The organism is Rheinheimera sp. B2H12 (assembly GCF_059620065.1).
On record NZ_CM184363.1, the window covers coordinates 5130247 to 5152668 of the forward strand.

Here is a 22422-nt window from a genome sequence, read left to right on the forward strand (position 1 = left end):
CATTCCTTTTGGTAGACCATCACAGCCAGTGATTTAATCTAAGGGACCGCAGCATAAAACACAATCTAACTGCTCAAAATACCATCAGCGCGACCGCCAAATCGGATGCTCGGCATCAGTCAGGTAGATATCATCTCGATATCACTCAAATATTATTAAATTTTTTGACTTAAAAAAAACATAAACCATACATAACTGGCGATTCATTCATCGCCTGCAGACATTATTAAAAAATTTATTTAAAAAATCTTCCAGTTAACAGGGGCCCTTATGAAATTACCTCAATACCGCTACAACACTTGCGCCATCGCAATCAGCCTGATTTTATCGGCGCCGACCGTACAGGCGCAGACCAGCAATAATCCGCAGCAAGTCGAGCGGATCCAGATCACCGGGTCAAATATCCTTCGCACTGATGCTGAAGGCGCTTTGCCGGTGACCATTATTGGCCGCGATATGCTGGATAAATCCGGTTTTGAAAATTTACAACAAGTGCTGGAGCGGCTGCCTGCAGCTGGCTCAGGCACGTTCTCAACCCGGGGCAATAGTCAGGACTCTACCGCCAACGGTGCAGCCGCCATCAGTTTACGCGGCTTTGGCGCTGACGCCACCCTGGTGCTGATCAACGGCCGTCGGGTGGCCAATAATGCGTTTGCCGAGGGTATTACCAATAACTTTGTCGACATTAATAGTATTCCGGTTGCCGCCATTGAACGGATTGATATCCTCAAAGATGGTGCTTCTGCCATTTACGGTTCAGACGCTATTGCCGGGGTGGTCAACGTGATTTTACGCAAAGATTACGTTGGCACTGAAGTCAGCTTAAGTCATGGCGGCAGCTCCGGTTACGATGAAACCAGTTTTAGCCTGATTTGGGGCACTGGCGATACCCGCAGTAATACCACAGTGATACTGGACTATTTCCATAACAGCCAATTAGACAACTTTGAACTGGGTAAATTTGGCACTGCCGACCAACGTCCTTATGGCGGCGCTGACCTGCGGTCATCCCGTGGTTATCCGGGTCGTTTCGAAGTGGATGGCAAAATTGTGGCCGATCCTGGTTGTCCGGCGGCGCAAATCGTTGGGGTCAGTTGTGTCTATGACTACGGCCCTGAATCTATCACCTTACCTGCGGCAGAACGAGTCGGCTTACTGGTGAATAGTCAGCGCCAACTCACGGACAATACTGAATTATTTCTGGAATTAGCCGCGCAGCACAATATTTCAGTCGCAGGTGGGGCCGCCACCCCGCTGGACGAAGGCGCCAGGCTGACAGTTCCGGGCAACCACCCGAATAACCCATGGAAAAAAGACATTAAAATCAGTCGTTACCGTACCGCAGATGCGGGTCCGCGCCGCTGGGACATTACCTCAGACACCCTCAGAGCCCTGGTCGGTATTCGTGGTGAATTGCAAAGTTATCGCTGGGAAGCGGCGGTTTCCAAAGGCCGCAGCAGCGCCAGCCAAACCGGTGAACGCGGTCAGGGCTGGGTCAGAACGGACTTTTTGCAAACTGAAATTAATGCCGGCCGTTACAATCCGTTTGGCGGCGTCAGCAATCCAACCGCAGTGATAGATGCCATCACCACCAGCCTGGTTCGCCGCGGCGAATCGCATTTAACCGCCGCCGATGCCCGCATCAGTGGCGAACTGTACCAACTGCCATCTGGCCCGCTTGGTATCGCAGCCGGAGTTGAATATCGCAGCGAAGATGGCCGCGATACGCCTGACGATCAATTTGTCCGCCGACTGATTTATGGCACAGAATCCGTCAGTGCTGCCGCCAGCCGTACTCAGCGTGCGGCTTATGTTGAGCTGTCGGTACCAGTGACAACCAGTCTGGAATTGCAGTTGGCGCAGCGTTATGACCGCTACAGTGATTTTGGCAGTTCAGCCAGTCCCAAAGCAGCCTTCACTTTTAAAATGACTGACACTCTGTCAGCTCGCGGCTCCTGGAGCGAAGGTTTCCGCGCCCCATCGCTGGCACAAATTGGCCTTGGTCCCTCCCAAAAATCGCAATTTTTTGTCGATACTTTTTTATGCCCGGTCGATAACAAAGCCAATCCGGCCTGTACTTCCACCGATTACACCATAGGCCTGACCGGCAATAAGGATTTAAAAGCGGAAGAATCAGAAAGCTGGAATCTCGGTTTGGTCTGGCAAGTTAATGACGCACTGGATGTTACTGCCGATGTATGGGGTGTGACACAGGAAAATAAAATTGATAAAGAACCCTACAACGACGTATTTAAAGCCGAATGCGGTAACCAGAACAGCACGCTTTGTCTGCGCCGCACACCGCTGCCAGGCCAGACGCTGGGTTTCCTCGATCGTATCAACACTATTCTGATCAATTTTAGTGAGCAAAAAGCCGAAGGCGTGGACTTGTCAGCCAACTACAAACTGGCCACCGACAACATGGGAACCATCCGCTTTGCCACTGACATCACCTATTTGCTGAATTTTGAGAAAAATGGCATCGATTATACCGGGGAGTTCAAATATCCAACCTATCGCTGGGTGCTGTCGGCAGACTGGGCTGTCAGTGAACACTGGGGACTAGCCAATTCAGTGTCTTATATTGGTGAGTTTGAGGACTACGCCACTGAAGATAAAATAGAGACGACCACCAGTCGCACTGTGGATGCCTATTATTCGCTGGACAGTCAGCTGTATTACAATGTCAGCGCAGCGCTTAAAGTCAGTGTCGGCGCCAATAATCTGCTGGATAAAGAACCGCCTTTTGCACTGGGAGATGGCAACTCAGATTTATACGGTTATGTCAGCAGTATGTATAACCCGCGTGGTCGTTATATCTACGCCAAACTGAACTATAAGTTCTAACTCTGCGGTTGGTTGTGATGCTGACTAACCTAGCTGGCATCACAACCTGAGCTTAGGTGCGGCTGAACTAGCACCTTAACGCTCCAGCCATTCACTGAGCACAATATGGGTTTTAATCCGCAGAATGGCCGGATGCGCGTCCAACTGTTCGCGGATCTGATGTAACCTGGCCACAGATCTAGCCTCAACATACACCATTAAATCAGTATCACCACTGATGCCATGACACCTTTTGACTTCAGCAATGGCCTGCAAATCTGGTATCACATCTGCGCAGCGGGCGCTGTTATGCTGGATTTCAAAATATGCGGCCACTGGCTGACTATCCTGGCGGCCCAGTAATACCTGATAACCACGAATGTCACCACTGGCTTCCAGTCGTTTCAGCCGCTCTGCCACTGCACTTCTGGACAGGCTGATTTGCTCAGCGATGGCGGATACCGGCTGTCGGGCATCCTGCAATAATGCCTGAATAATCAGCTGATCAAATTTATCCAAGCGAGACTCTCCGCTGCATTCCGTCATTTACCCGGTCAAACCAGCATAATGGCGGCGAAAACCGACATTATGCCGTGTACGTCTGCGCTAGCATAGCACCATCACTCACACTGGAATTTTATTGATGCAACACAACCCCCAACTCGGCTTATGGCAAGGTGCCGCGCTACTGGCCACCACTTTGCTTGGGACCGGCGTATTTATTTTGCCGCAACTCACGCTGAGTCTGGCCGGTTCAGCTGGCGTCTGGGCCTGGCTGCTGCTGACCGTACTGGCGATTCCAATCACTTTTGTGTTTGCCGCGCTGGCCCGCGTGCTGCCACACGCGGCCGGACCGGCACATTTTGTCGGCGAAGCTTTTGGTACTCTGGCCGGACGTATCACCGGCCTGTTGTTTGTGCTGGTGGTGCCACTTGGCGCTTCTGCGGCTTTGATGATGACCTATTCATTTGCCGCACCACTGCTGCAACAACTTGGACTGGACGCCAACCGCTGGCAGTTGCCGTTTGAACTGGCGTTATTAGTGCTGTTGTGGCTGCTGAACCGGCGCGGTCTGCAATTGTCTGCCAGATTACAGTTGGGGCTGACGCTGGCGATAGTTAGCACAGTGTTGCTGATGTTTGCCGCTTTTTTCCTGTCAGCACCAGCAGTCCCCGCCAGCCAGTTGCCATCTGGCAGCACAGCGCCTTTTTCAGCCGGCCTGGCCGGTTTTAGCGCCGCACTGGCACTTGGGTTCTGGAGCTTTCTCGGTGTGGAAGCAATGACTCATCTGGCACAGGATTTTCGTGATCCGCGCCGGCATTTAATCCCGGCCTTGCTGCTCGGCTTGCTGGTGGTAGGCTTTATTTATCTGGGTTGTAGTTATTTATTACTGATGCTGACGACATCGGATCCAGCCCATCCCAACCAGCAGCTGAGTATGGCGGCAGCTTTTGATTTGTTGTTTGGCGGTGGCGGCAACTGGCTGATTGGACTGCTGGGCCTGGCCAGTGGTTTGGCGACCGTGAATGTGTACACCGCCAGCGTCGCCCGACTCAGTTGGAGCTTTGCGCAACAAGGGGTACTACCAGCACAGCTGCAACAACTGAATAGCTATCAGGTGCCGGAACTGGCACTGCGTTGTATTTTGTTATTAATGGCGTTGGTATTATGTGGTTCAGCCTGGCTGCAGGCAGGCCTGGAGCATCTGATTGGCTGGGTCAATGGGGTCTTTGTGCTGATTTATACTGGCAGCATGGCCGCCGCAATACGACTACTCGATCGCCGTTATCATTGGATCAGCGCCTTGAGTTTACTGCTATGCCTAGCGCTGGCCTGGGTGCTGGGCAGTGCGATGAGTTATGCCTTGTTGATTATTCTGCTCAGCGCGCCGCTGTTGTGGTGGCAACAACATTGGTTACTGCGCCAGCGTTGATAACAGCAGCAAAGGGGTCGGCATCAGCAAGTACCGACCCGTCAGTCACTTTATTTGGCGGCAGTTTTGTTCAATTCTATCTGACTGCGCATCATAATTGCCTGCTGATCAACATCCAGACTGATGCCAAGTTTCATCTGATTGCCGGACAACTGTTGTAATTCCGCTGGCACCGGCTCACCTGTGGCGGCCATCGCAGCTTCCAGCGTTTGGAAAAACTGACCGTAGTCCATACCAAAACTCAGCAGACCATTTTTCTCCAGCGGTTCAGCAGCCACAGCAACCGACTGCGCTTTGGCTTTGTCACCGACATAAAGCAGTAAATGGGAGTCAGACATCGCCAGTTGCGGTTTTAGCCCTAACACTGCCACTTCCGGGATCAGACTGGCCAGATCCAGCTCTTCGCCGGCGGCAGGTAATGGGGTCGAAGCCAACGGCGGATATAATGCTTTTAAGCCTTCAAAAAAAGTCCGGGCATTGGCGGCAGAAACGGTCACCAGCGCATCCGCATTTTTCAGATTGCTGCTGGCCGCATCCAGCTCAACCCCATTGATAGTGACGGAAATACCTTGCAATCCGCTGGCCATGCCAGCCATCGCCAGCGCCGCCAGTGGATTTTGCTGTTGCATCTGTTGCTGAATTTCCGCCAATGGCTGACAGCTGTAAGCGGGTTCTGTCAGACCGGCCCAGATTTTACCTAAAGACGGCGCTAACTGTGCCACATCCAAACCCAGCGCAGTGTAGAACAAGGCCGGTTGGGCCGGGTTCAGCGTATGTGCCGGTAAAAACCCACGTAACGCCGCCAGTTGTGTCAGCGTCTCTTTGTTTTCAGTCGGGATCAGCATCCGACCGGCCACTTTAATCAGCGCCGGGTTACTGAGATCAAATTTGCTGTCCATAAACAAACCAGGCCAGCTTTTGGTGATCGACGCGATATCCGTCTTACAAGAGTCCGAGCGCCAATCTGCCAGCGCTACGCCCAGTTCAGTTCCTGCCAGCGTCTGCAGGTTTTGCGCCAGCCGGTTGCCATCGGTGCTGACCAGTGCTTTGCTAAGCTGTTCAGAACTGACATAGGCGAAAGCGCCATGATCAAGCTGGTATTTGCGCTGAATGTCAGCCAAATAACTGGTATTAGCCAAACTTTGTTCTGGTTTCTCTGCCTGCAGCACTAACGCCAGATGTTTGGCATCCAATTGGTCGGAACTCAGTGTCAGCGTGGCCCAGCCTTGTTGCACTGTCACCAGTAAGTCCAGCGTCAGCGCTTCCTGACTAAACCGGTACTGGCGGTATTTAATCTGATTTAATTGCTGCGCCACATGCGAGAAGCCACTGCTTTTTTCTGCCTGATCAAATAACTGCCAGAATGCAGCTTCGTCCGCCAATTCAATTTTGAACACCGGCGACACCCCAACCATGTACATCAGACTACGCATTTGTCCTTTAATACCAGTACTGCTGGTCAAGCTGGCAGGATCTGCTATTGCTTTCATATAAGACTGCAACAAATCCAGTAAAAACTTCTGCTGACTGTCGCTGGCATCCGCCGACATCTGGCTGAACAATTGCTGCATCTGGGCATCATAATATTGCGGCCCCATGCCGAGACTTGACAAATAGCTGGTTAAATCAACAGGCGCCGCCTGCACCGAAAACATCACAGTATCAGCCGGTACGTAGTCCAGCCCAGGGATATCGGCCTGACTGGCCGATTTGCTACCAAATTGATAATAAGCCAAGGCTCCGGCAGCAATCACAGCAACAGCGACTAAGGTCTTACGCATTTATGCACTCCTTTTCAATAAAACTATGGCAAGACCAGGCTCGCCCCATCCGCCTCTGGGCGGTGACAGCGCCTAACTCGCAGACAAACTATTTTGTACCCATGCCTTAGGCATGCACTGCGGGAGCCGTCATGGCCAGCGCCAGTGCTTCCGCCACTTTGATACCATCAATGCCCGCCGATAAAATACCACCGGCATAACCGGCACCTTCGCCGGCTGGGTATAAACCTTTGATGTTCAAACTCTGAAAGTCAGCGCCGCGTTTGATACAAATGGGCGACGATGTCCGGGTTTCGACACCTGTTAATAAACCTTCCGGCCGGGCAAAACCTTTAATTTGCTGATCAAAAGCCGGGATCGCTTCCCGAATGGCGGCAATGGCAAAATCCGGCAATACGGTGGATAAATCCGTCAGCGTCACCCCCGGCGTATAAGAAGGTAATACATCGCCGAACTCAGCGGAAGCTTTACCTGCCAGGAAATCGCCGATCAGTTGGGCTGGCGCATCATAGCTACTGCCTCCCAACACAAAAGCCTGCGCTTCCAGTTTGCGCTGTAATTCAATCCCTGCCAACGGATGCCCAGGGTAATCCCGCTCCGGATCTATCCCGACCACAATAGCACTGTTGGCATTACGCTCGTTGCGGGAATATTGACTCATGCCATTGGTGACCACCCGGCCTTCTTCAGAAGTTGCCGCCACCACAGTGCCGCCCGGGCACATACAGAAGCTGTACACAGTTCTGTCATTGCTGCAGTGGTGCACCAGTTTATAATCCGCCGCACCCAAAATCGGGTTACCGGCATTCGGACCAAAGCGACATTCATCAATCATCGACTGGCGGTGCTCAATCCGAAAACCAATCGAGAAAGGTTTGGCTTCGATGTAGACACCCCGCTGATACAACATTTCAAAAGTGTCGCGCGCACTATGTCCCACCGCCAGTACCACATGGCGACAGGCCAGTTGCTCACCCGTCGACAGGGTTAACCCCGTCAACTGACCGTCTTCGATCCGGACATCATCCACTCGGGTGCTAAAACGAATTTCACCACCCAAGGCCTCAATAGTGGCGCGCATTTTTTCCACCATACCGACCAGTTTATAGGTGCCGATATGCGGTTTGCTGACATACATAATTTCATCTGGCGCACCAGCTGCGACAAACTCACTCATCACTTTACGGCCATAATGTTTCGGATCTTTCACCTGACTGTACAGTTTGCCATCAGAGAAAGTACCGGCGCCACCTTCGCCAAACTGGACATTGGATTCGGTATTCAGCGGTTTTTTCCGCCAGAAACCAAAGGTATCTTTGGTACGTTCCCGCACTTCTTTACCCCGTTCCAGAATAATGGGTTTAAAACCCATCTGCGCCAGCAATAAACCGGCAAACAGACCACAGGGACCCAGCCCGATGACCACAGGTCTTTCCTGCAGGTCGGCCGGAGCCTGCGCTACATAGTGATAGCTGGTGTCAGGTGAGACTTTGACATGCGGATCTTTGGCAAATTTTTTCAACAGCGCAGCTTCTTGCTCGACCACCACATCCAGGGTGTAAATCAGTTGAATGTCCGTTTTTTTCCGAGCGTCATAACCGCGCTTGAACATGGTAACACTATGTAACTGTTCGGGTTTAATCTGCAACTTGCTGACAATAGCTGCAGATAAAGCAGCCTCATCATGGTTCAGCGGTAATTTAATTTCGGTTAAACGGATCATACAAAGTCCTGTCGGTGTCTTTGCCGGTTGCAGCTCCGGCTCACAAGAAGGTGGATACTATGCTGCTGGTTGTCGGCTATTTTACGCGAAAATCATGCTTTAGGTGGCAAAAAACCAGTTTTAACGCCACTGAACGGCTGGAAGCTGACTAAAATCAGCACTCAACTTGTATTTTTGCCGCTATTCCGTACAATCCGCGGTTTTTAGCGTTGTTCAGATCGGAGGCCGTTATGGCGTTTGTCGTCACCGACAACTGTATCAAATGTAAATACACCGACTGTGTCGCGGTCTGCCCGGTCGACGCTTTTTTTGCCGGCCCCAATTTTCTGGCCATTAGTCCGGTCATTTGCATCGATTGTGGCCTGTGCCAACCTGAATGTCCGGCCGAAGCCATTTTCCAGCAGGATGCGGTGCCAGCCGAGCAACAAGTTTTTATCGAACTAAATGCCGAGCTGGCGTTGGTTTGGCCGAATATCACCACAGTCCAGCCAGCACCGGCCGACGCCGATGTCTGGAATGGGGTGCCGGATAAACTGCCCTATCTGGAAAGCTGAATCAGCCGCTTGCCACTTCAAACAATTGCTGCTCCAGCGTTTGCCCCTGACTAAGGCTGCGATAAAACCAGCCTTGTTGCCGCAACAAGGTCAACACAGTGATATCCAGCGCAACCGCCTGGCTTTTATCGTAATAAATGGCAAACTCATTTTTCTGCGGCTGTTCGACCCGTAATACCCCGGTTAATTGCTGCAAAGCGGTTTTGACGCGGGCACTATCCGCCTGTTCCAACAGTAAATTCAGATAACCAGTCGCAGCGGCATGTTGTTGCTGCTGTTGTTGTGTCAGTGAATGCTGCTGAAGTTTGCCATGCTCCAGATACAGCACAGTGCCACAGAGCCGTTCCAGCTCAAAAATATTGTGTGAACTGATAACAAAGGTCGCCTGCTCACTGAGTTTGGCAATCAACTGTCTGATCTGTAATGCATTTGCCGGGTCCAATCCGGCGGTGGGTTCATCCAGCAACACCAGTTCGGGCTGACCTAATAAAGCTTGCGCAATCGCCACTCTTTTGCGCATACCATGACTGAGCATGGTGGCTTTTGCATTTGCATACTCATTCAAATCAACCAGTTGTAATACTCTATTGGCTTCACTTTGGGCTGTAGCTTTATTCATGCCCTGCAATTGGCCGTATAACTGCAGCTGACGGTTCAGCGAAAAGACCGGATCAAGCTGAGCATCCTGCGGTAGTGCACTGACTTTACCAAATAGCGCTGCAGAGCCTGGTTGCTGACCAAACAACTGTATCTGACCGCTGTCTGGGGTTAAATAACCACATAAGATGCTGAATAGGGTGGTTTTACCGGCTCCATTCGGCCCAATCAGCGCCACAGGTTCGCCAGCATGTACCGTAAAATTCAACTGATCCAATACCGTTTTGCTGCCAAATTTTTTTACCAGACTGCGGGCTTCTATCAGAACCTGGCTCATAATGCTTTCCTTTTCAGCACCGACCAGCCAAGGGTCAGCAAGACTGCGGTTTGTAATAAGGGTAACCAAGCCAGCTGTAATGTGCTCCAGCCGGCTGTTGCCAGTAATTGTGGTAGTTGAGCGCCGGGCAGATAATCCAGACTCGTTAACACAACCGGCAGGTAGATCCCAACCCAGTGAATCAATCCTAATATCAACCCTGCAGCAACAATCACCAGACTGACCGCCAGCCGGGCCGATTTGGCCAGTGCTGATGCCACCGCCATCAGTGCAACAAAGGGCAACAGCACCAACAACAGATTCAAGGCAATAATCAAGGTGGCCTCTATAATGGCCAACGACAAATACCCTTGCCGCCACCAGCCCATCAACAGGGTGGCCAGTAAAGAACCACTCATCAGCAGCATTTGAGCGATCAGTTGACCAAAAAACCGGCCAAAAAAGATCGCACTGCGACTGGCTCTGAGCGATAAAAATCGCAAAGTGCCACGACTACAATCACTGCTGGTCTGATCGGCACAACAAAACAACACCAGCAACGGCAACAACACCAGGCTGAGCAACCAATACACCACATATTCCGGCAATGGCCAGGTCAGTACTTGCTGCATTCCTGCCATGCCAAACAATTGATTCAGCATTAACAATGTTTCTGGTTGCTGCAACTTGACTGCAGCTTTCAGAATTGGAAATCGCAGGATCACAAACCAAATCACGACAAAAGCGGCCATCATCAGCCAACCACGTCGGGTGCCAAATAAGCGAACTAATTCAAAACGGGCCAGTAGCCAGCTTTGGCGCCAGAATAATGCAGAAGCCATCGGGTCGTCCTTCATAAAAATGTTGCTTACGTTGTGCAACTTTGGCACCAAAATAAATGTATTTAAAATTCAAATGGATAGATTCATCAGCTTGCACTATGTTGATGAAATTGACTATTTATTAGTGAAGATATCAGCAGCGGGGTAATTTTTGAACTTGAACTTAAGCAGGTAATAACCCAGCCAGGAAAATAACAGACAGAGTGGCACCCAACGCAGTTTCTGCGGCAGTTGCAGTTGCGGGCAGGTTAACACCAGCAGCACAGGCACATACCAGCCATAAACTGCGACAATAATCCAACCAAAAACGGAAAAATCCGGCAAAAGTTCCATCCTGCCACCTGTGAGGTTCCCTGTTATTCCAGCAACAGTCTAGGTTGCTGCGGACAATAACTCAACAACAAAAAACAATAAAGTTACAAATGTTATGTTTTGTAATTTAATCAAGTTATCAGGTTATAACTGTCAAGGGAGGAAAACACAGCCTGCACCTGCCGCCTGAGGATGACAAAACAGGCACAGGCCGGCTGTGGAGAGAGAGCTGTTGGATGCTGTTAAAGGGCAGCACCACACAAATGTTAGCGCTTACATTTATACCTGATCTGCCGGTAAAAGCCAATGGCTGTCGGCAGCAACACTGATGGCCGGGCCGCAGCGACCATCACACCACTGTTGCACTTAACATCGGTGCCGTCGGTACAAAAAACCAACCACTAGTGCAAAAAAACGGCAAACAGTTCATTGCCGGGCCTTTTCGGCCGCATTTTCATCCGCTTTTACTGCATTTTTATATAGAATCCGCGCCCCCGCAGGCTGGGGAAGATATTTTCCGATTAAGGTACTAAATACTGAGCGCAGCCAAGCAAAGTGGCAGCATTCGATCATTTGAGGTGTACATGTTCCGTCGTCCATTATTAACGCAAGCCATCAGGCTTAGTCTGACTTCTGCTGTCGCCATCAGTGCGGCCCTGAGCTCCACTGCTGCGGCCCAACAAGCCAATAGTGCCGAACAAGTTGAGCGTGTGCAGATCACCGGCTCCCGCATTTTCCGCGAAGGTGCAATTTCTCAGGCACCCGTGACTGCGATCAGCGGTAAAGATCTAATGGAAACCGGAGCGCTGAACATCGGTGAAGCGTTAAATGAACTGCCAGCACTGGCGTCTACGTTTTCTATGGCAAACTCTGGCAACTACATCGGCACCGCCGGTTTAAACCTGCTGGATTTACGTGGTATGGGGGCATCCCGCACCCTGGTGCTGGTCAATGGTAAACGCCACGTCGCCAGTAGTGCCGGCTCTGCCTCAGTTGATACCAACACCATTCCAACCGCATGGGTGGAAAGTGTTGAAATTATTACCGGTGGCGCCTCTGCTATTTATGGTGCTGATGCCGTGACAGGTGTCGTCAACTTTAAACTGAAAAAAGACATTCAGGGCCTGGACGTTTCCGCCACAGCGGGTAAAGCCAACGACAATCCTTACCACAATGAAAAATTTACCTTCTCTTATGGTCAGGACATCGCTGATGGCGATGGTAACTTGGCCTTTGCCGCTGAATTTGCCAGCCAGAACAACATCAATGCGCTGGACCGCAGCCAAACCCGCACGCCTTATGCTGCAGTGCCAAACCCACTGAATAAAGACAAAAAAGATGCCAATGGCAATACTATTCATGATGGCATTCCAGATCAGTTAGTCACCGCCAATACTGGTTACTACGATTCGCTCAATCAGGGCAATTTTTACCTGAACGACCATTGGTATCTGTTTAATGATGACAGTTCAGTACGGTTACAGAACTTAGGTACAGCCTATCCATCGAAAGGCCTTTGCACCGATTGTGACTTTATTAACCTGCGTGAATACGAAGACTTACAACCACAATTTGATCGCTACAACCTGAACCTGAAAGCCGATTATGATCTGAACAGCGATCTAAACCTGTCAGCCTCTGCCAAACATGTGGTCTCAAAAGGCAATGCAGAAAACCAGCCGTCATTTTTCTGGGCCGACGAATCGTTAGAGATTAAAGCTGACAACGCCTATATGACCGACAGCCTGCGCCAGTTAATGACTGCTAATGGGGTGTCAGAAATTTATGTGGCCCGTTACAACAAAGATGCTGGTCAGCGTATTGAGAAAAATACCAGAACCACCAATCAGTTTAATCTGGTGCTGAGTGGTCAACTGAATGATGACTGGAGCTTTGAAAGTTTTGCCACCCATGGCGAGACCAAGCTGGAACAAATCAACCTGAACAACCTGATTAAGAATAACTTTTTCCAGTCCGTTGATGCAGTAAAAGATGCCAGTGGCAATATTGTCTGCCGTGATGCCGCAGCCCGTGCTGCTGGTTGTGTGCCAACCTCAATATTCGGTCAGACCGCCATTAACGCACCAGCGCGGCGCTGGTTTAACACCACGTCAATTACCGAAAGCACAATTGAGCAACAAGTGGCGGGTGTTAACCTGGCCAATAGCGCGTTGTTTGAATTGCCTGCCGGTAACGTCGGGGTTGCGGCAGGCGTTGAATACCGGCACGAACAAAGCGATAGCATCCCTGACGCTTTTGCAGCCACTGGCGCCACCTTCTTAAATGCCATTCAGGAAACTCATGGCAAATTTAACGTCAAAGAAGTGTTTGCTGAAACCACTATTCCATTGCTGGCCGATTTGCCTTATGTGCAGGATCTGAGTCTGAATGCTGCAGTGCGTTATGCCGATTACAGCACTATTGGCGATGCCACCAGTTGGAAAACCGGTTTGGACTGGACTTTGACCGATGAACTGCGGTTCAGAGGGACCTATTCAGTGGCACTGCGGGCACCCAATATTGGCGAGCTGTTTTCACCACTGAGCCAAACCTTCTTTGGCGGTCTGAATGATCCTTGTGATGCTAAATACAACCAAAGTGCAACCCGCGTCAGTAACTGCGCCCAACTAGGGATCCCGGCTGACTTTGTGGCCACCGCAACCGGAGCTTCGATTGATGGCATGAACGGCGGCAATATGGCACTCAAACCAGAAGAATCAGACAGCTATACCTTAGGTTTTGTTTATCAACCTGAGTTAGTGGAGAACCTGACGCTGACGGTTGACTACTGGTCAATTGAGATTGAAGATGCCATCGATGAAGTTTCGGCGCAGAACATTCTGAATAAATGTGTCGATTCCGCCAATGGGTTAAATCAACAGTTCTGTGCACTGGTAAGGCGTGATGCCAATAAACAAATCCGTTTTATCACTTCAACGTCACAAAACGTCGCGGCACAAACAGCTGAAGGCGTCGATTTTGAAGTCGGTTATGACTTTGATGCGCTTGGCGGCAATATCAAAACCAAGCTGATTGGCACTTACCTGGATTCCCGTAAATCTTATTCGTTCCAGAACAGCCCGGACGAATTTGAAGAAAACGCCGGCACTGAAGGTGAGGCAATCTGGCAAGAAAACTTCAGCCTGGCTTATCGCTATGATGCCTGGACTGCAAGCTGGAAAACCCGCCATTTAAGCGGTGTCAGCCTGTATAACTTGCAGCAACTGGCCATCAACCCGGATCCTTCCGACCAGATGGCTTACGGCAGCTACTTTATCAGTGATATCAGCTTAGGCTATCAGTTTGGCAACGGCGTGAGCTGGACTGTCGGCATCGACAACCTGTTTGATCGGAATTTACCAGGTGTCGCCACTGGTACGAGCGAAGGTTCGGCCAGCTATGACAACATTGGTCAATTCTTCTATACCACGGTGTCCTTTAAGATGTAACGCTGCATCACAAGTGATGCTCTGAGGGCAGCCAGTCAGGCTGCCCTTTTTATTTGTGTCTTTAACCACAGGCACGCCAGACACTGTCAGAGCGGTTAGCAGAATAATCACTAACTCAGAACTTTCTGTTGTAAGAAGATGGCTATACCTCCAGGTGTTTACGCATCCGGCCGCACACACAAACAAAGAAACAATAACTTAAATATCAACAACATAATCTAGAGTCCTCTCAATTCGATACCAGCCACAGTTACATCAACCCATCTTGTGACTCACAAAAAAGCAGGCTATGTGACACGGCTACAAATCTAGCCATCCGCTTATATCATTTAATACTTAAACAGAGATTTTCAGTCATTTTTTAATGTGATTTGCTCTGCTTAAATGCCACCTATTCTAAGCCACAGTCACCTGATTGCCAGGCTTCACCTGAATTGCCGGAGTTTGAAATGTCGATCATCAGTGCTACAGCTGCGATGTTACCTGTGTTGGATTTAACACAATTGCAGGGCGATGCCGCAGCACAGGCCGCCTTTTTGCAACAACTGCGTCAAGCCGCCCGCGATGTTGGTTTTTTTTATCTGGTAGGTCACGGCATTCCACTGCAGCGCCAGCAACAGATCCTTGCACTAGCCAAACAGTTTTTTGCCTTACCACCAGCGGCCAAGCAGGCAGTGCAAATGCTCAATTCACCGCATTTTCGTGGTTACACCGGCGTTGCCGGCGAACTGACCTTAGGCCAGCCGGACCAGCGTGAACAATTTGATATTATGCGTGAAGATATTGTCAGTGGCCTGGCCGAACCCGCAGTCGCCTGGCGTCGGCTGATTGGTCCCAATCAATGGCCAGCCCAACTTCCTGCTTTTAAAGATGAAATGCTGCAGTGGCAGCAGCAATTATCCGACGTCACTGTCCACTTACTGCAGGCTCTGATGCGATCGTTGCAACTACCGGCAGACGCCCTGCACAGCACCATAGCAGCAGGTCCCTATCAGCATATGAAACTGATCCGCTACCCTGGTCAGCCAGCAGGCAGCAGCAAACAAGGGGTGGGGGCGCATAAAGATCCCGGTTATCTGACCCTAGTGCTGCAAGATCAACATGCTGGTCTGGAAGTGCATACCGAAAGCGGATGGATCAGTGTGGCGCCGATGTCTGGCGCTTTTGTGGTGAATATCGGCGAACTGCTGGAACTGGCTTCGAATGGTTATCTAAAAGCCACTTTACATCGGGTGACCAGTCCAGCCAGTCAGCAGCAACGTTTTTCCTGCGCCTTTTTTATGGCGGCGCAACTGGATGCCGTGGTGCCATTACTGGCGCTGCCGCCTGAACTCGCCGCCGAAGCCAAGGGACCCGCTTCTGATCCACTCAATCCACTGTTTTATCAGGTCGGCCAGAACGTGCTAAAAGGCCGGTTACGCTCACACCGGGATGTGGCGGCCAGTCATTATGCCGATCAACTAATGCTGGTGGGTTAAATAAAATTTATCCAGTAGCAAGCCACCGGAGCAGCAACCCATAACGCTGCCCGTCCGGATGGCTTTGCTTTCCGACTAAAACGCGGCAGGCTGCTATTTTCTGACGGCAGTGCCGCTGTGGTCACCAAGTTGTTGCCTGCGGGCAACTTTTTTCACAGGTAGTTTGATGAAATTCCGTACCCTTGCCATTCATGCCGGTCAACAACCGGATCCAAGCACCGGCGCTTTAAATACGCCGGTCTATCTAACCAGTACCTTCAGTTATGGTACAGCTGCCGAAGGTCAGGCCCGCTTTGCCGGGCAAAACCCCGGTTATATCTACAGCCGGATGGGCAATCCGACCTCCAGCGCGCTGGAGCAAAAGCTGGCGGCGATGGAAGGGGCAGATGAAGCTGTGGTCGTTGCCAGCGGGATGGCGGCTATCAGCAGTATTCTGTATGCCCTGACGCAACAAGGGGATGAGGTCGCTTTTATTGATCCTGTGTATGGCGGTACTGACGCCTTTTTGCGCAATACCCTGATCCGGGCAGGCGTCACTGTCACCAGCTATAGCAGTGATGATGATTTTGTACAAAACCATAACCCGAATACCCGATTAGTGTTGTGGGAACCTATCACCAATCCAACCTTAAAAGTGATCGATAGCCGTAAAGTGGTCGCGGTTGCCCGCAGCATTGGCGCTATCACCGTCTGTGACAATACCTTTTTAACACCTTATTTATTCCGGCCACTTGAGCTTGGTGTGGATGTGGTGATGCACAGCGGCACTAAATATCTGTGTGGCCACGGCGATATCATTGCCGGGGTGATTGCTGGCAATGGTCCGATGATCCAACGCATCCGGACTATTGCATTGAAACATATAGGCGCGCCGATGGGCCCACAAGAAGCTTATTTACTGCAACGTGGCGTGAAAACCCTGCCACTACGGATGGATGCTCATCTGGCTGCTGCGCAGCAGGTAGCTGAATTTCTGGCGCAACATCCGAAAGTGGAAAAAGTCTTTTTTCCGGGCCTGCCTGCCCATCCGGGTCATCAGGTGATTCAAGAAACTGCCAGTGGATTTGGCGGTATGGTGGCGTTGGAGCTGGCTGGCGGTTTTGCCAGCGCCGCGCTGTTATTAGATCATTTGCAGTTATTTGCCCAGGCAGTCAGTCTGGGCGATTTGGAAAGCCTGGCTTGCCATCCGGCGTCGACCACTCATGCGGCAATGACCGCTGACGATCGTGTCAAAGCCGGCGTCAGCGATAAACTGGTGAGGCTTAGTATCGGTGTCGAAGATGCAACAGATCTGATCGCTGACCTGACTCAGGCGCTGGCTTTACTGCCATAACCTGCACTTGCCTCAGCAGTTGCCAGCTTCGCTTTGGCAACTGCTGAGGATACAACATCTGCATTCACTGCTGGCTCAACAGCAGCCACAGTTTTTTTTCGACCGCATTAAACTATTGTGCAGCCGGCACCGACCTAGTGATAACCAGATGCAATTGAGTTATGGAGTCACCTGATGTCTGCTGAACCTGAACAACCCTTGATCCCCTTACCCGGATTTAATCAACTGCTGGCGGCTTTGCTGTGGCTCAGTCTGCTGATGTTATTGCTCCCATGGTGTCTGAGCCCTTTTCAGGCCGATTTCAGCCGCTTCAGTTTTGAATTGCCACAACAACTGCACTATCTGCAAATGGAATTATCACTGCAGATAGAACTATTGCTGCAGACTGAAAGGCAATCGGGCCAACAACACACCAACTAATTGTTGCAAAATTGTCAGTGAAAGTCAGTGAACTGTTGTGTTACCATCAAAATGGCTCTGCCGTGTGCGAATCGGCGTTAGCACCATGTTCTGCTCTGGCAGAATCGCAACCAGCTTTTGATGGAACCGCAGTATGTCGTTGCAACAACCAGTGCAACTGGGCGAATTTATCCTTTGTCCGGTCAACCAGCATTTAGAAATCGGCGCCAAACGCATCCCGCTGGAACCAAAGGTCTATCAGGTTTTATGCTATTTACTCAGTCAGCAGCAACGTTTTGTCAGTCTGGAAGAGTTACATCAGCAGGTGTGGGCTGGCCGCGTGGTCAGTGATACTGCGGTGCGGCGCAGTATCAGTAAACTCAGAACGGCATTTCAGGATCAACAGGAGCCTGCCCGTTATATCCAGTCAGCCGCCAAACGCGGTTATCGCTGGTTGGTGCCGGTAGTGCCAGTGATGACTGACGTCATTGCTGACACTAAGGCGGCGCTGCCAGCTAGCGATGAGCCGCAGGACCAGCCGGAGCCAACGACCAGCAAAGCCGCCAGCCCCAGTCAGACGACAAATCTGGCACCAGGCAGGGCCAAAGTCTGGCGGCATTGGCGTTGGCTGTTACTGTTATTACCACTGCCTTTGCTGTGGTGGTATTGGCAACAACAGCCATTCTGGCACTGGCAAGCGGCCTTGCCCGTGCTGGAAGGTGAAAAACTGTCAATGGATCTTAATCCGGATCAGAGCCAGCTGATATTTACCAGTAATGCCGCTAATCATATAGGTCAGGAAATTTACCATTACCACAGACGAAGTGGTGTGTTGCAACAACTGACCTCTGGTGACAACCACATCATGCATGCGGCTTTTGCCAAAGATGGCAAATCCTTGTTTTATCACAATTATAAAAATAAATATTACGAGCTTTTTCAACAAGATATCAACGAGTCCGGTCAGTTGACCGGCACACCCCGACAGCTACTTTCCGGTTATGATGTGATGCTGGATATTCAACCGCAACCGGACCAACAGTCGCTGTTATTAAATCTGGGCAGCAAAAATGGTAAAGCTGAACAATCGCAAATCCAACGGCTGGATCTGCGTAGCGGTGCACTGACTGCAGTGACCAGCAGCATGATAGCTGGCGTACACGATACCGCTTTTGCCGTTTCAGCCGATCAACAACGACTGGTATTTCAGCGGATAATTCCAGGGCAACAGGCGATGTTGATGGTGCAGGATTTAACCAAAGGCACTGTGTTGCAACAACTGAGTTATCCAAGCCGAATTTTTGATTTACATTGGCTGTCTGAGCAACGTGTCTTGATCCTGGATGAAGAAGCCTTTGCGATTTTTGACCTGGCCACACAAAAGCGCCAGCCAGTCGAAACCAATACACTGCCGGATCAAGTTTCCGGCAAAGGTCTGAGCCGGACGCTATTGCCATTGGCGGAGCAACAATGGCTGGCTTTTCGCCATAGCGGGGATTTAAGTAAAATGCTGTTTCAACAGGGGAACATTGGTGCCTTGACCGAGCGCACCTTGATCCACACCCCGGCGTTTAGCAAAAATATTTATTTTGCCCAGCAACCACAGCAATTATTTTTGCATCTGCAGCAAGATGATGTACAACAATTTTTGCTGCAACAGCCAGATGGCCAGCAACAATTGCTGTTTGAAGTTAAAGGCCAGCAACTGCAGTTCCAACAACAGCATCCAGATGGTTCCAGCTTGCTACTGCTATTGGATGGCAAACCTCAGCTGTTTGATTTATCAACGCATCAATTAAAGCCACTGGATTTGGCCGGCAATCAATGGCAATCGGGTTATTTTATGCCAGATGGCAACAGTCTGTTGCTGACCAGTAAAACTCATGGCCACTATCAAACCTGGTTGTATCAGCTGCAGACGGCACAGAGCAAACTGTTGTTTCAGGGTTACAGTCAGGTCATCCCCTATCTGCCAGCACAATTTCTGGCATTAAAGCCTGATCTGAGCTTTGTCTTACTCAAAGATGGGGTAGAAACCGCACTCGATGCCCGCATGCAGCCACCTTTTCCCGGCAGCGTGCATTTGCGTCAGCAGCAGTTGTTCTGGGGCGAAACCGATCTAAAAACGACCCGGATTTGTCGCTACCAGTTGCAACAGCAACAACAGCAGTGCTGGCAACATGACCGCCGGCAATTATTGCAACGTTTTGATGTTAGCAGCGATGGTAAGCGCTGGCTGTTACGTCATTTAGCGACTATTGATACCAAAATCCACCCGGTCAGTACCAACATAAAATAGTCATACAATTCAATTTTTTATTTTGGTTATAACCAGGTTATAACCAATTCCGCCACAAGTCACAGCGCTGTTATCGCGCTGGGCGCCGTGTTGCCACATGCTGGTTGCAACTTCCAGACACCGCAACCGGACGCTGATGAACACCACTGCAACCTTATGGCTAAAACCCAATGCCCGGCTTTGGTCCGGCTTACTGCTGGCGGGGCTGCTATTAGGCTCCATGGCGTTATTACCATTCCTGCATCGGTACTATGGTTCTCTGCCCTGGCTGAGCTATCCTATTGATCTACCGGCGCAGCAGCCAAGCCTGCAACGGCCACCAATCCAAGCATCCCACCAGCAGACGCTAGCCGGCTTACTGGCTGATGCGGTGCCATTATCCGCCATACAGCCGCAAAGTCAGATGTTGTTTTATCAGTTGGCCGCTGAAGATGATCGGTATTTCTGCACCGGAGATGAAGTGTTGCTATCGCTGGATCAACATCAAGCCCGTGGTTTGCTGTTGATAAAAATCGCAGCTGGCGGCAATCAGCCAAATGTCCAGCTCGGGATCCGGTTAATACCGCCTTTTGCGCCGGCGTTTAGCCAGCCCGGCACCGCCAATCTACGGCTCAAACGCCTGACTTACAGCGCCGCCGACTGGCTAAGGCGGCATTGTTTGCAGCCGATGTCCTAACATGCCCCACATCAGCTGTTAATAGGCGGGCGATAACACCAGACTGCCCGGTTTGATCTTCAACTGTAACGGCATATTCAGCAACGCCTGATGACTGAGTTTGGCTGGATCCAGTTGGTACAAAGGCAAATTAGCCAGACTTTGCTGTAATAATGCCGCCAGCTCAGCTGACAGCGGCTTTAACTTGCCCTGCCAGCCTGCAGCGGCGACTCCGGCATCCAACAACTGAAAATGGCGTAGATACAAACCCTGACGCTGTTGATCAAAATAGGGTTGCGCCATCAGCACCAATTGCAGTTGGGCCGGCACATCAATCAACGCCAACCTGATCTGAGCTTCAGTCTGCACACTAAGTTTAACCATTTCCTGACCGGCAGGGCCAATCTCGGCCTGCAGTTGCGTCACCTGCACAGCGACCGGCAAACCCGCCAGCCGGGTACGTTGGCTGAGCCGATTGAGCTTGGTATTCAGTTGTTGATTCAGTTCAGCTTGCTCCAACTGATACAGCGCCAGTTGATTGGTGTGCTGACAACCGGCCAGGCCGAGCAACAGCCAGCAAAGCAGCAGAGTAGTGGTGAAAATGCGCATAACAACACCTGTTCAGGAAAAAACACATCATAGCATGGCGGATGTTGACTGAAGCTCAGATGAAGCAAGGCTATAGGTTCTGGCAAGAAATGAATAAACGAATGCAGACTGACGGCAGCAGCCATAGCGGTGATCACCGCTATGGCTGGGTAAGTTTAAAGTTGTTGCACTGTGTAACCGGCGGCTTTGAGTAACTGCAGTACGCCATCTTCACCTGGCAGATGACCGGCACCAACTAACACCAGCTCGCGTTGCTGATTGCCAAACATAGCAGCGATTTTGGGTATCCAATCAAGATTGCGCTGGGTAAACATCTGCTGATAGGTCACCGGATCTTCTTTTTTACTGTCTTGCAGCAACAAAGTATCCAACACAGTTAAATCGCCACGACGCCAGGCGGTAATGGATTGTTGCATTAACTGCACTAACTGCGGATTTTTCTCCAGCATCAACTGAATAAACTGTTCTTCCTGCCCAACGCCCATATTGGCCATCAGTGCCAGCTGAAAGTCGAGCGTTTCCAGGTAGTGTTGTGGTTTGTTATCCGTCAGCGCTTTTTTGGCAAAATAAGCATCCACCCCTTCGCCAGCTAACTTGGCTTTATGCATTTCCAGCATCGTCGTCTGCACGGCCACAAAGCCTGGTTTAAAACCATCCAATTGCTCGGCTTTCATGCCAAAACCCTGCAGATAAAGATCCAACTGCTGAAACAGTTTGGGCGATATTTTTTTACTGAGTTTTTCATTAGCGCCATAAGACAACTTTTGCAGCATCGCCATCGTCGCTTGCTGGTCGGCAGGATCTGGCATTTTTGCTTCCAACACTAAGGTATCGGTCTGTTGATAAGCCAACTCAAATTCGGCTGGTAACGGGAATTCACTGACGGGTAATAAATGCACAGTGCCACCCAAATACAGGTGATCGTTGCCTTTTGACACTTTCCACACCGAACTGGCGGCCAACGCCTGTGCAGGTAACAATAATGTGGCCGCAGCGATGGCCAACACCGATTGACGGTACTTGTTCATTTTCATCTGCCTAAACTCCTGTTAACGACTTAAACTGAGGCGAATATTGTCTTGCACTGTCTGGCGGATCTCAGCTGAAATTTGGGCTGATACTGACGCCTGAAATTGTTTAATGGCTTGATCCAACTCAGCCATTTCGATGCTAACGGCTGGCACGAATGGCTTGCTGTCATCCGCCAACACCACCGGACTGGCGGCAAACAGGGCTACACTATATAGGATATTTTTCATCTGGGGTTACTCCTTTGAAGTTGACGATGCCAGCTTAACGCCGACCATCAACTGCAG

At 50.6% G+C, this 22422-nt stretch carries 18 protein-coding genes; 9 read left to right on the forward strand and 9 right to left on the reverse strand.

Annotation, left to right across the window (positions count from 1 at the left end; translation table 11 throughout):
• Positions 1 to 270: 270 nt before the first annotated feature.
• A complete protein-coding gene (locus AC53GJ_RS21420; RefSeq protein ID WP_496730444.1) occupies positions 271 to 2847 on the forward strand; it encodes a TonB-dependent receptor in 2577 nt (858 codons plus the stop codon).
• A 75-nt stretch (positions 2848 to 2922) separates the two neighbouring features.
• Here AC53GJ_RS21420 and AC53GJ_RS21425 read toward each other — a convergent pair whose 3' ends face one another.
• Positions 2923 to 3345 carry an Lrp/AsnC family transcriptional regulator gene (locus AC53GJ_RS21425; protein ID WP_496730445.1) on the reverse strand — a complete coding sequence of 141 codons (423 nt, stop codon included), beginning with the start codon at positions 3343 to 3345 and terminating at the stop codon, positions 2923 to 2925.
• A gap of 124 nt (positions 3346 to 3469) precedes the next feature.
• Here AC53GJ_RS21425 and yjeH point away from each other — a divergent pair, with 124 nt between their 5' ends.
• Positions 3470 to 4759, forward strand: a complete 1290-nt coding sequence (gene yjeH, locus AC53GJ_RS21430) for an L-methionine/branched-chain amino acid transporter (RefSeq protein ID WP_496730446.1) — start codon at positions 3470 to 3472, stop codon at positions 4757 to 4759.
• A gap of 50 nt (positions 4760 to 4809) precedes the next feature.
• Here yjeH and AC53GJ_RS21435 read toward each other — a convergent pair whose 3' ends face one another.
• Positions 4810 to 6540, reverse strand: a complete 1731-nt coding sequence (locus tag AC53GJ_RS21435; RefSeq protein WP_496730447.1) for a hypothetical protein — start codon at positions 6538 to 6540, stop codon at positions 4810 to 4812.
• Positions 6541 to 6646: 106 nt separating this feature from the next.
• Positions 6647 to 8263, reverse strand: coding sequence for an NAD(P)/FAD-dependent oxidoreductase (locus AC53GJ_RS21440; RefSeq protein WP_496730448.1), 1617 nt, complete (start codon positions 8261 to 8263; stop codon positions 6647 to 6649).
• A 230-nt stretch (positions 8264 to 8493) separates the two neighbouring features.
• Here AC53GJ_RS21440 and fdxA point away from each other — a divergent pair, with 230 nt between their 5' ends.
• Positions 8494 to 8817, forward strand: a complete 324-nt coding sequence (gene fdxA / locus AC53GJ_RS21445; protein ID WP_496730449.1) for a ferredoxin FdxA — start codon at positions 8494 to 8496, stop codon at positions 8815 to 8817.
• 1 nt (position 8818) lies between these two features.
• Here fdxA and AC53GJ_RS21450 read toward each other — a convergent pair whose 3' ends face one another.
• The 3 genes from AC53GJ_RS21450 to AC53GJ_RS21460 all read right to left on the reverse strand — a co-directional run bounded on the left by AC53GJ_RS21450 (position 8819) and on the right by AC53GJ_RS21460 (position 10905).
• A complete protein-coding gene (locus AC53GJ_RS21450; RefSeq protein ID WP_496730450.1) occupies positions 8819 to 9751 on the reverse strand; it encodes an ABC transporter ATP-binding protein in 933 nt (310 codons plus the stop codon).
• Positions 9748 to 10572 carry an ABC transporter permease subunit gene (locus tag AC53GJ_RS21455; protein ID WP_496730451.1) on the reverse strand — a complete coding sequence of 275 codons (825 nt, stop codon included), beginning with the start codon at positions 10570 to 10572 and terminating at the stop codon, positions 9748 to 9750. Before AC53GJ_RS21455 ends, AC53GJ_RS21450 begins: the two co-directional genes overlap by 4 nt.
• Before the next feature lie 114 nt (positions 10573 to 10686).
• Positions 10687 to 10905 carry a hypothetical protein gene (locus tag AC53GJ_RS21460; protein ID WP_496730452.1) on the reverse strand — a complete coding sequence of 73 codons (219 nt, stop codon included), beginning with the start codon at positions 10903 to 10905 and terminating at the stop codon, positions 10687 to 10689.
• Positions 10906 to 11468: 563 nt separating this feature from the next.
• On the opposite strand from AC53GJ_RS21460, the gene AC53GJ_RS21465 reads away from it, so the two are divergent.
• The 6 genes from AC53GJ_RS21465 (at position 11469) to AC53GJ_RS21490 (ending at position 20518) form a co-directional block, all read left to right on the forward strand.
• Entirely contained in the window at positions 11469 to 14333 is a 2865-nt protein-coding gene (locus tag AC53GJ_RS21465) for a TonB-dependent receptor (protein WP_496730453.1), read from the forward strand.
• 449 nt (positions 14334 to 14782) lie between these two features.
• Positions 14783 to 15811: an isopenicillin N synthase family dioxygenase gene (locus tag AC53GJ_RS21470; protein WP_496730454.1), complete on the forward strand. Its 1029-nt coding sequence runs from the start codon at positions 14783 to 14785 to the stop codon at positions 15809 to 15811.
• 166 nt (positions 15812 to 15977) lie between these two features.
• On the forward strand, positions 15978 to 17144 hold the full coding sequence (locus tag AC53GJ_RS21475) for a trans-sulfuration enzyme family protein (RefSeq protein WP_496730455.1): 1167 nt from the start codon (positions 15978 to 15980) through the stop codon (positions 17142 to 17144).
• Between the two features lie 174 nt (positions 17145 to 17318).
• Positions 17319 to 17564 (forward strand): hypothetical protein, encoded by a 246-nt coding sequence (locus AC53GJ_RS21480; protein WP_496730456.1) that lies wholly within the window; start codon positions 17319 to 17321, stop codon positions 17562 to 17564.
• Positions 17565 to 17697: 133 nt separating this feature from the next.
• Positions 17698 to 19842, forward strand: coding sequence for a winged helix-turn-helix domain-containing protein (locus AC53GJ_RS21485; protein ID WP_496730457.1), 2145 nt, complete (start codon positions 17698 to 17700; stop codon positions 19840 to 19842).
• 136 nt (positions 19843 to 19978) lie between these two features.
• Positions 19979 to 20518: a hypothetical protein gene (locus AC53GJ_RS21490; protein ID WP_496730458.1), complete on the forward strand. Its 540-nt coding sequence runs from the start codon at positions 19979 to 19981 to the stop codon at positions 20516 to 20518.
• Positions 20519 to 20536: 18 nt separating this feature from the next.
• On the opposite strand, the gene AC53GJ_RS21495 is transcribed toward AC53GJ_RS21490, so the two are convergent.
• The 3 genes from AC53GJ_RS21495 to AC53GJ_RS21505 all read right to left on the reverse strand — a co-directional run bounded on the left by AC53GJ_RS21495 (position 20537) and on the right by AC53GJ_RS21505 (position 22365).
• The gene (locus AC53GJ_RS21495) at positions 20537 to 21106 is read right to left on the reverse strand and encodes a YceB family lipoprotein (RefSeq protein ID WP_496730459.1); all 570 of its coding nucleotides are present in this window, start codon (positions 21104 to 21106) and stop codon (positions 20537 to 20539) included.
• A gap of 155 nt (positions 21107 to 21261) precedes the next feature.
• The gene (locus AC53GJ_RS21500) at positions 21262 to 22140 is read right to left on the reverse strand and encodes a TraB/GumN family protein (RefSeq protein ID WP_496730461.1); all 879 of its coding nucleotides are present in this window, start codon (positions 22138 to 22140) and stop codon (positions 21262 to 21264) included.
• 15 nt (positions 22141 to 22155) lie between these two features.
• Positions 22156 to 22365 carry a hypothetical protein gene (locus tag AC53GJ_RS21505; RefSeq protein ID WP_496730462.1) on the reverse strand — a complete coding sequence of 70 codons (210 nt, stop codon included), beginning with the start codon at positions 22363 to 22365 and terminating at the stop codon, positions 22156 to 22158.
• Between the last annotated feature and the right edge of the window lie 57 nt (positions 22366 to 22422).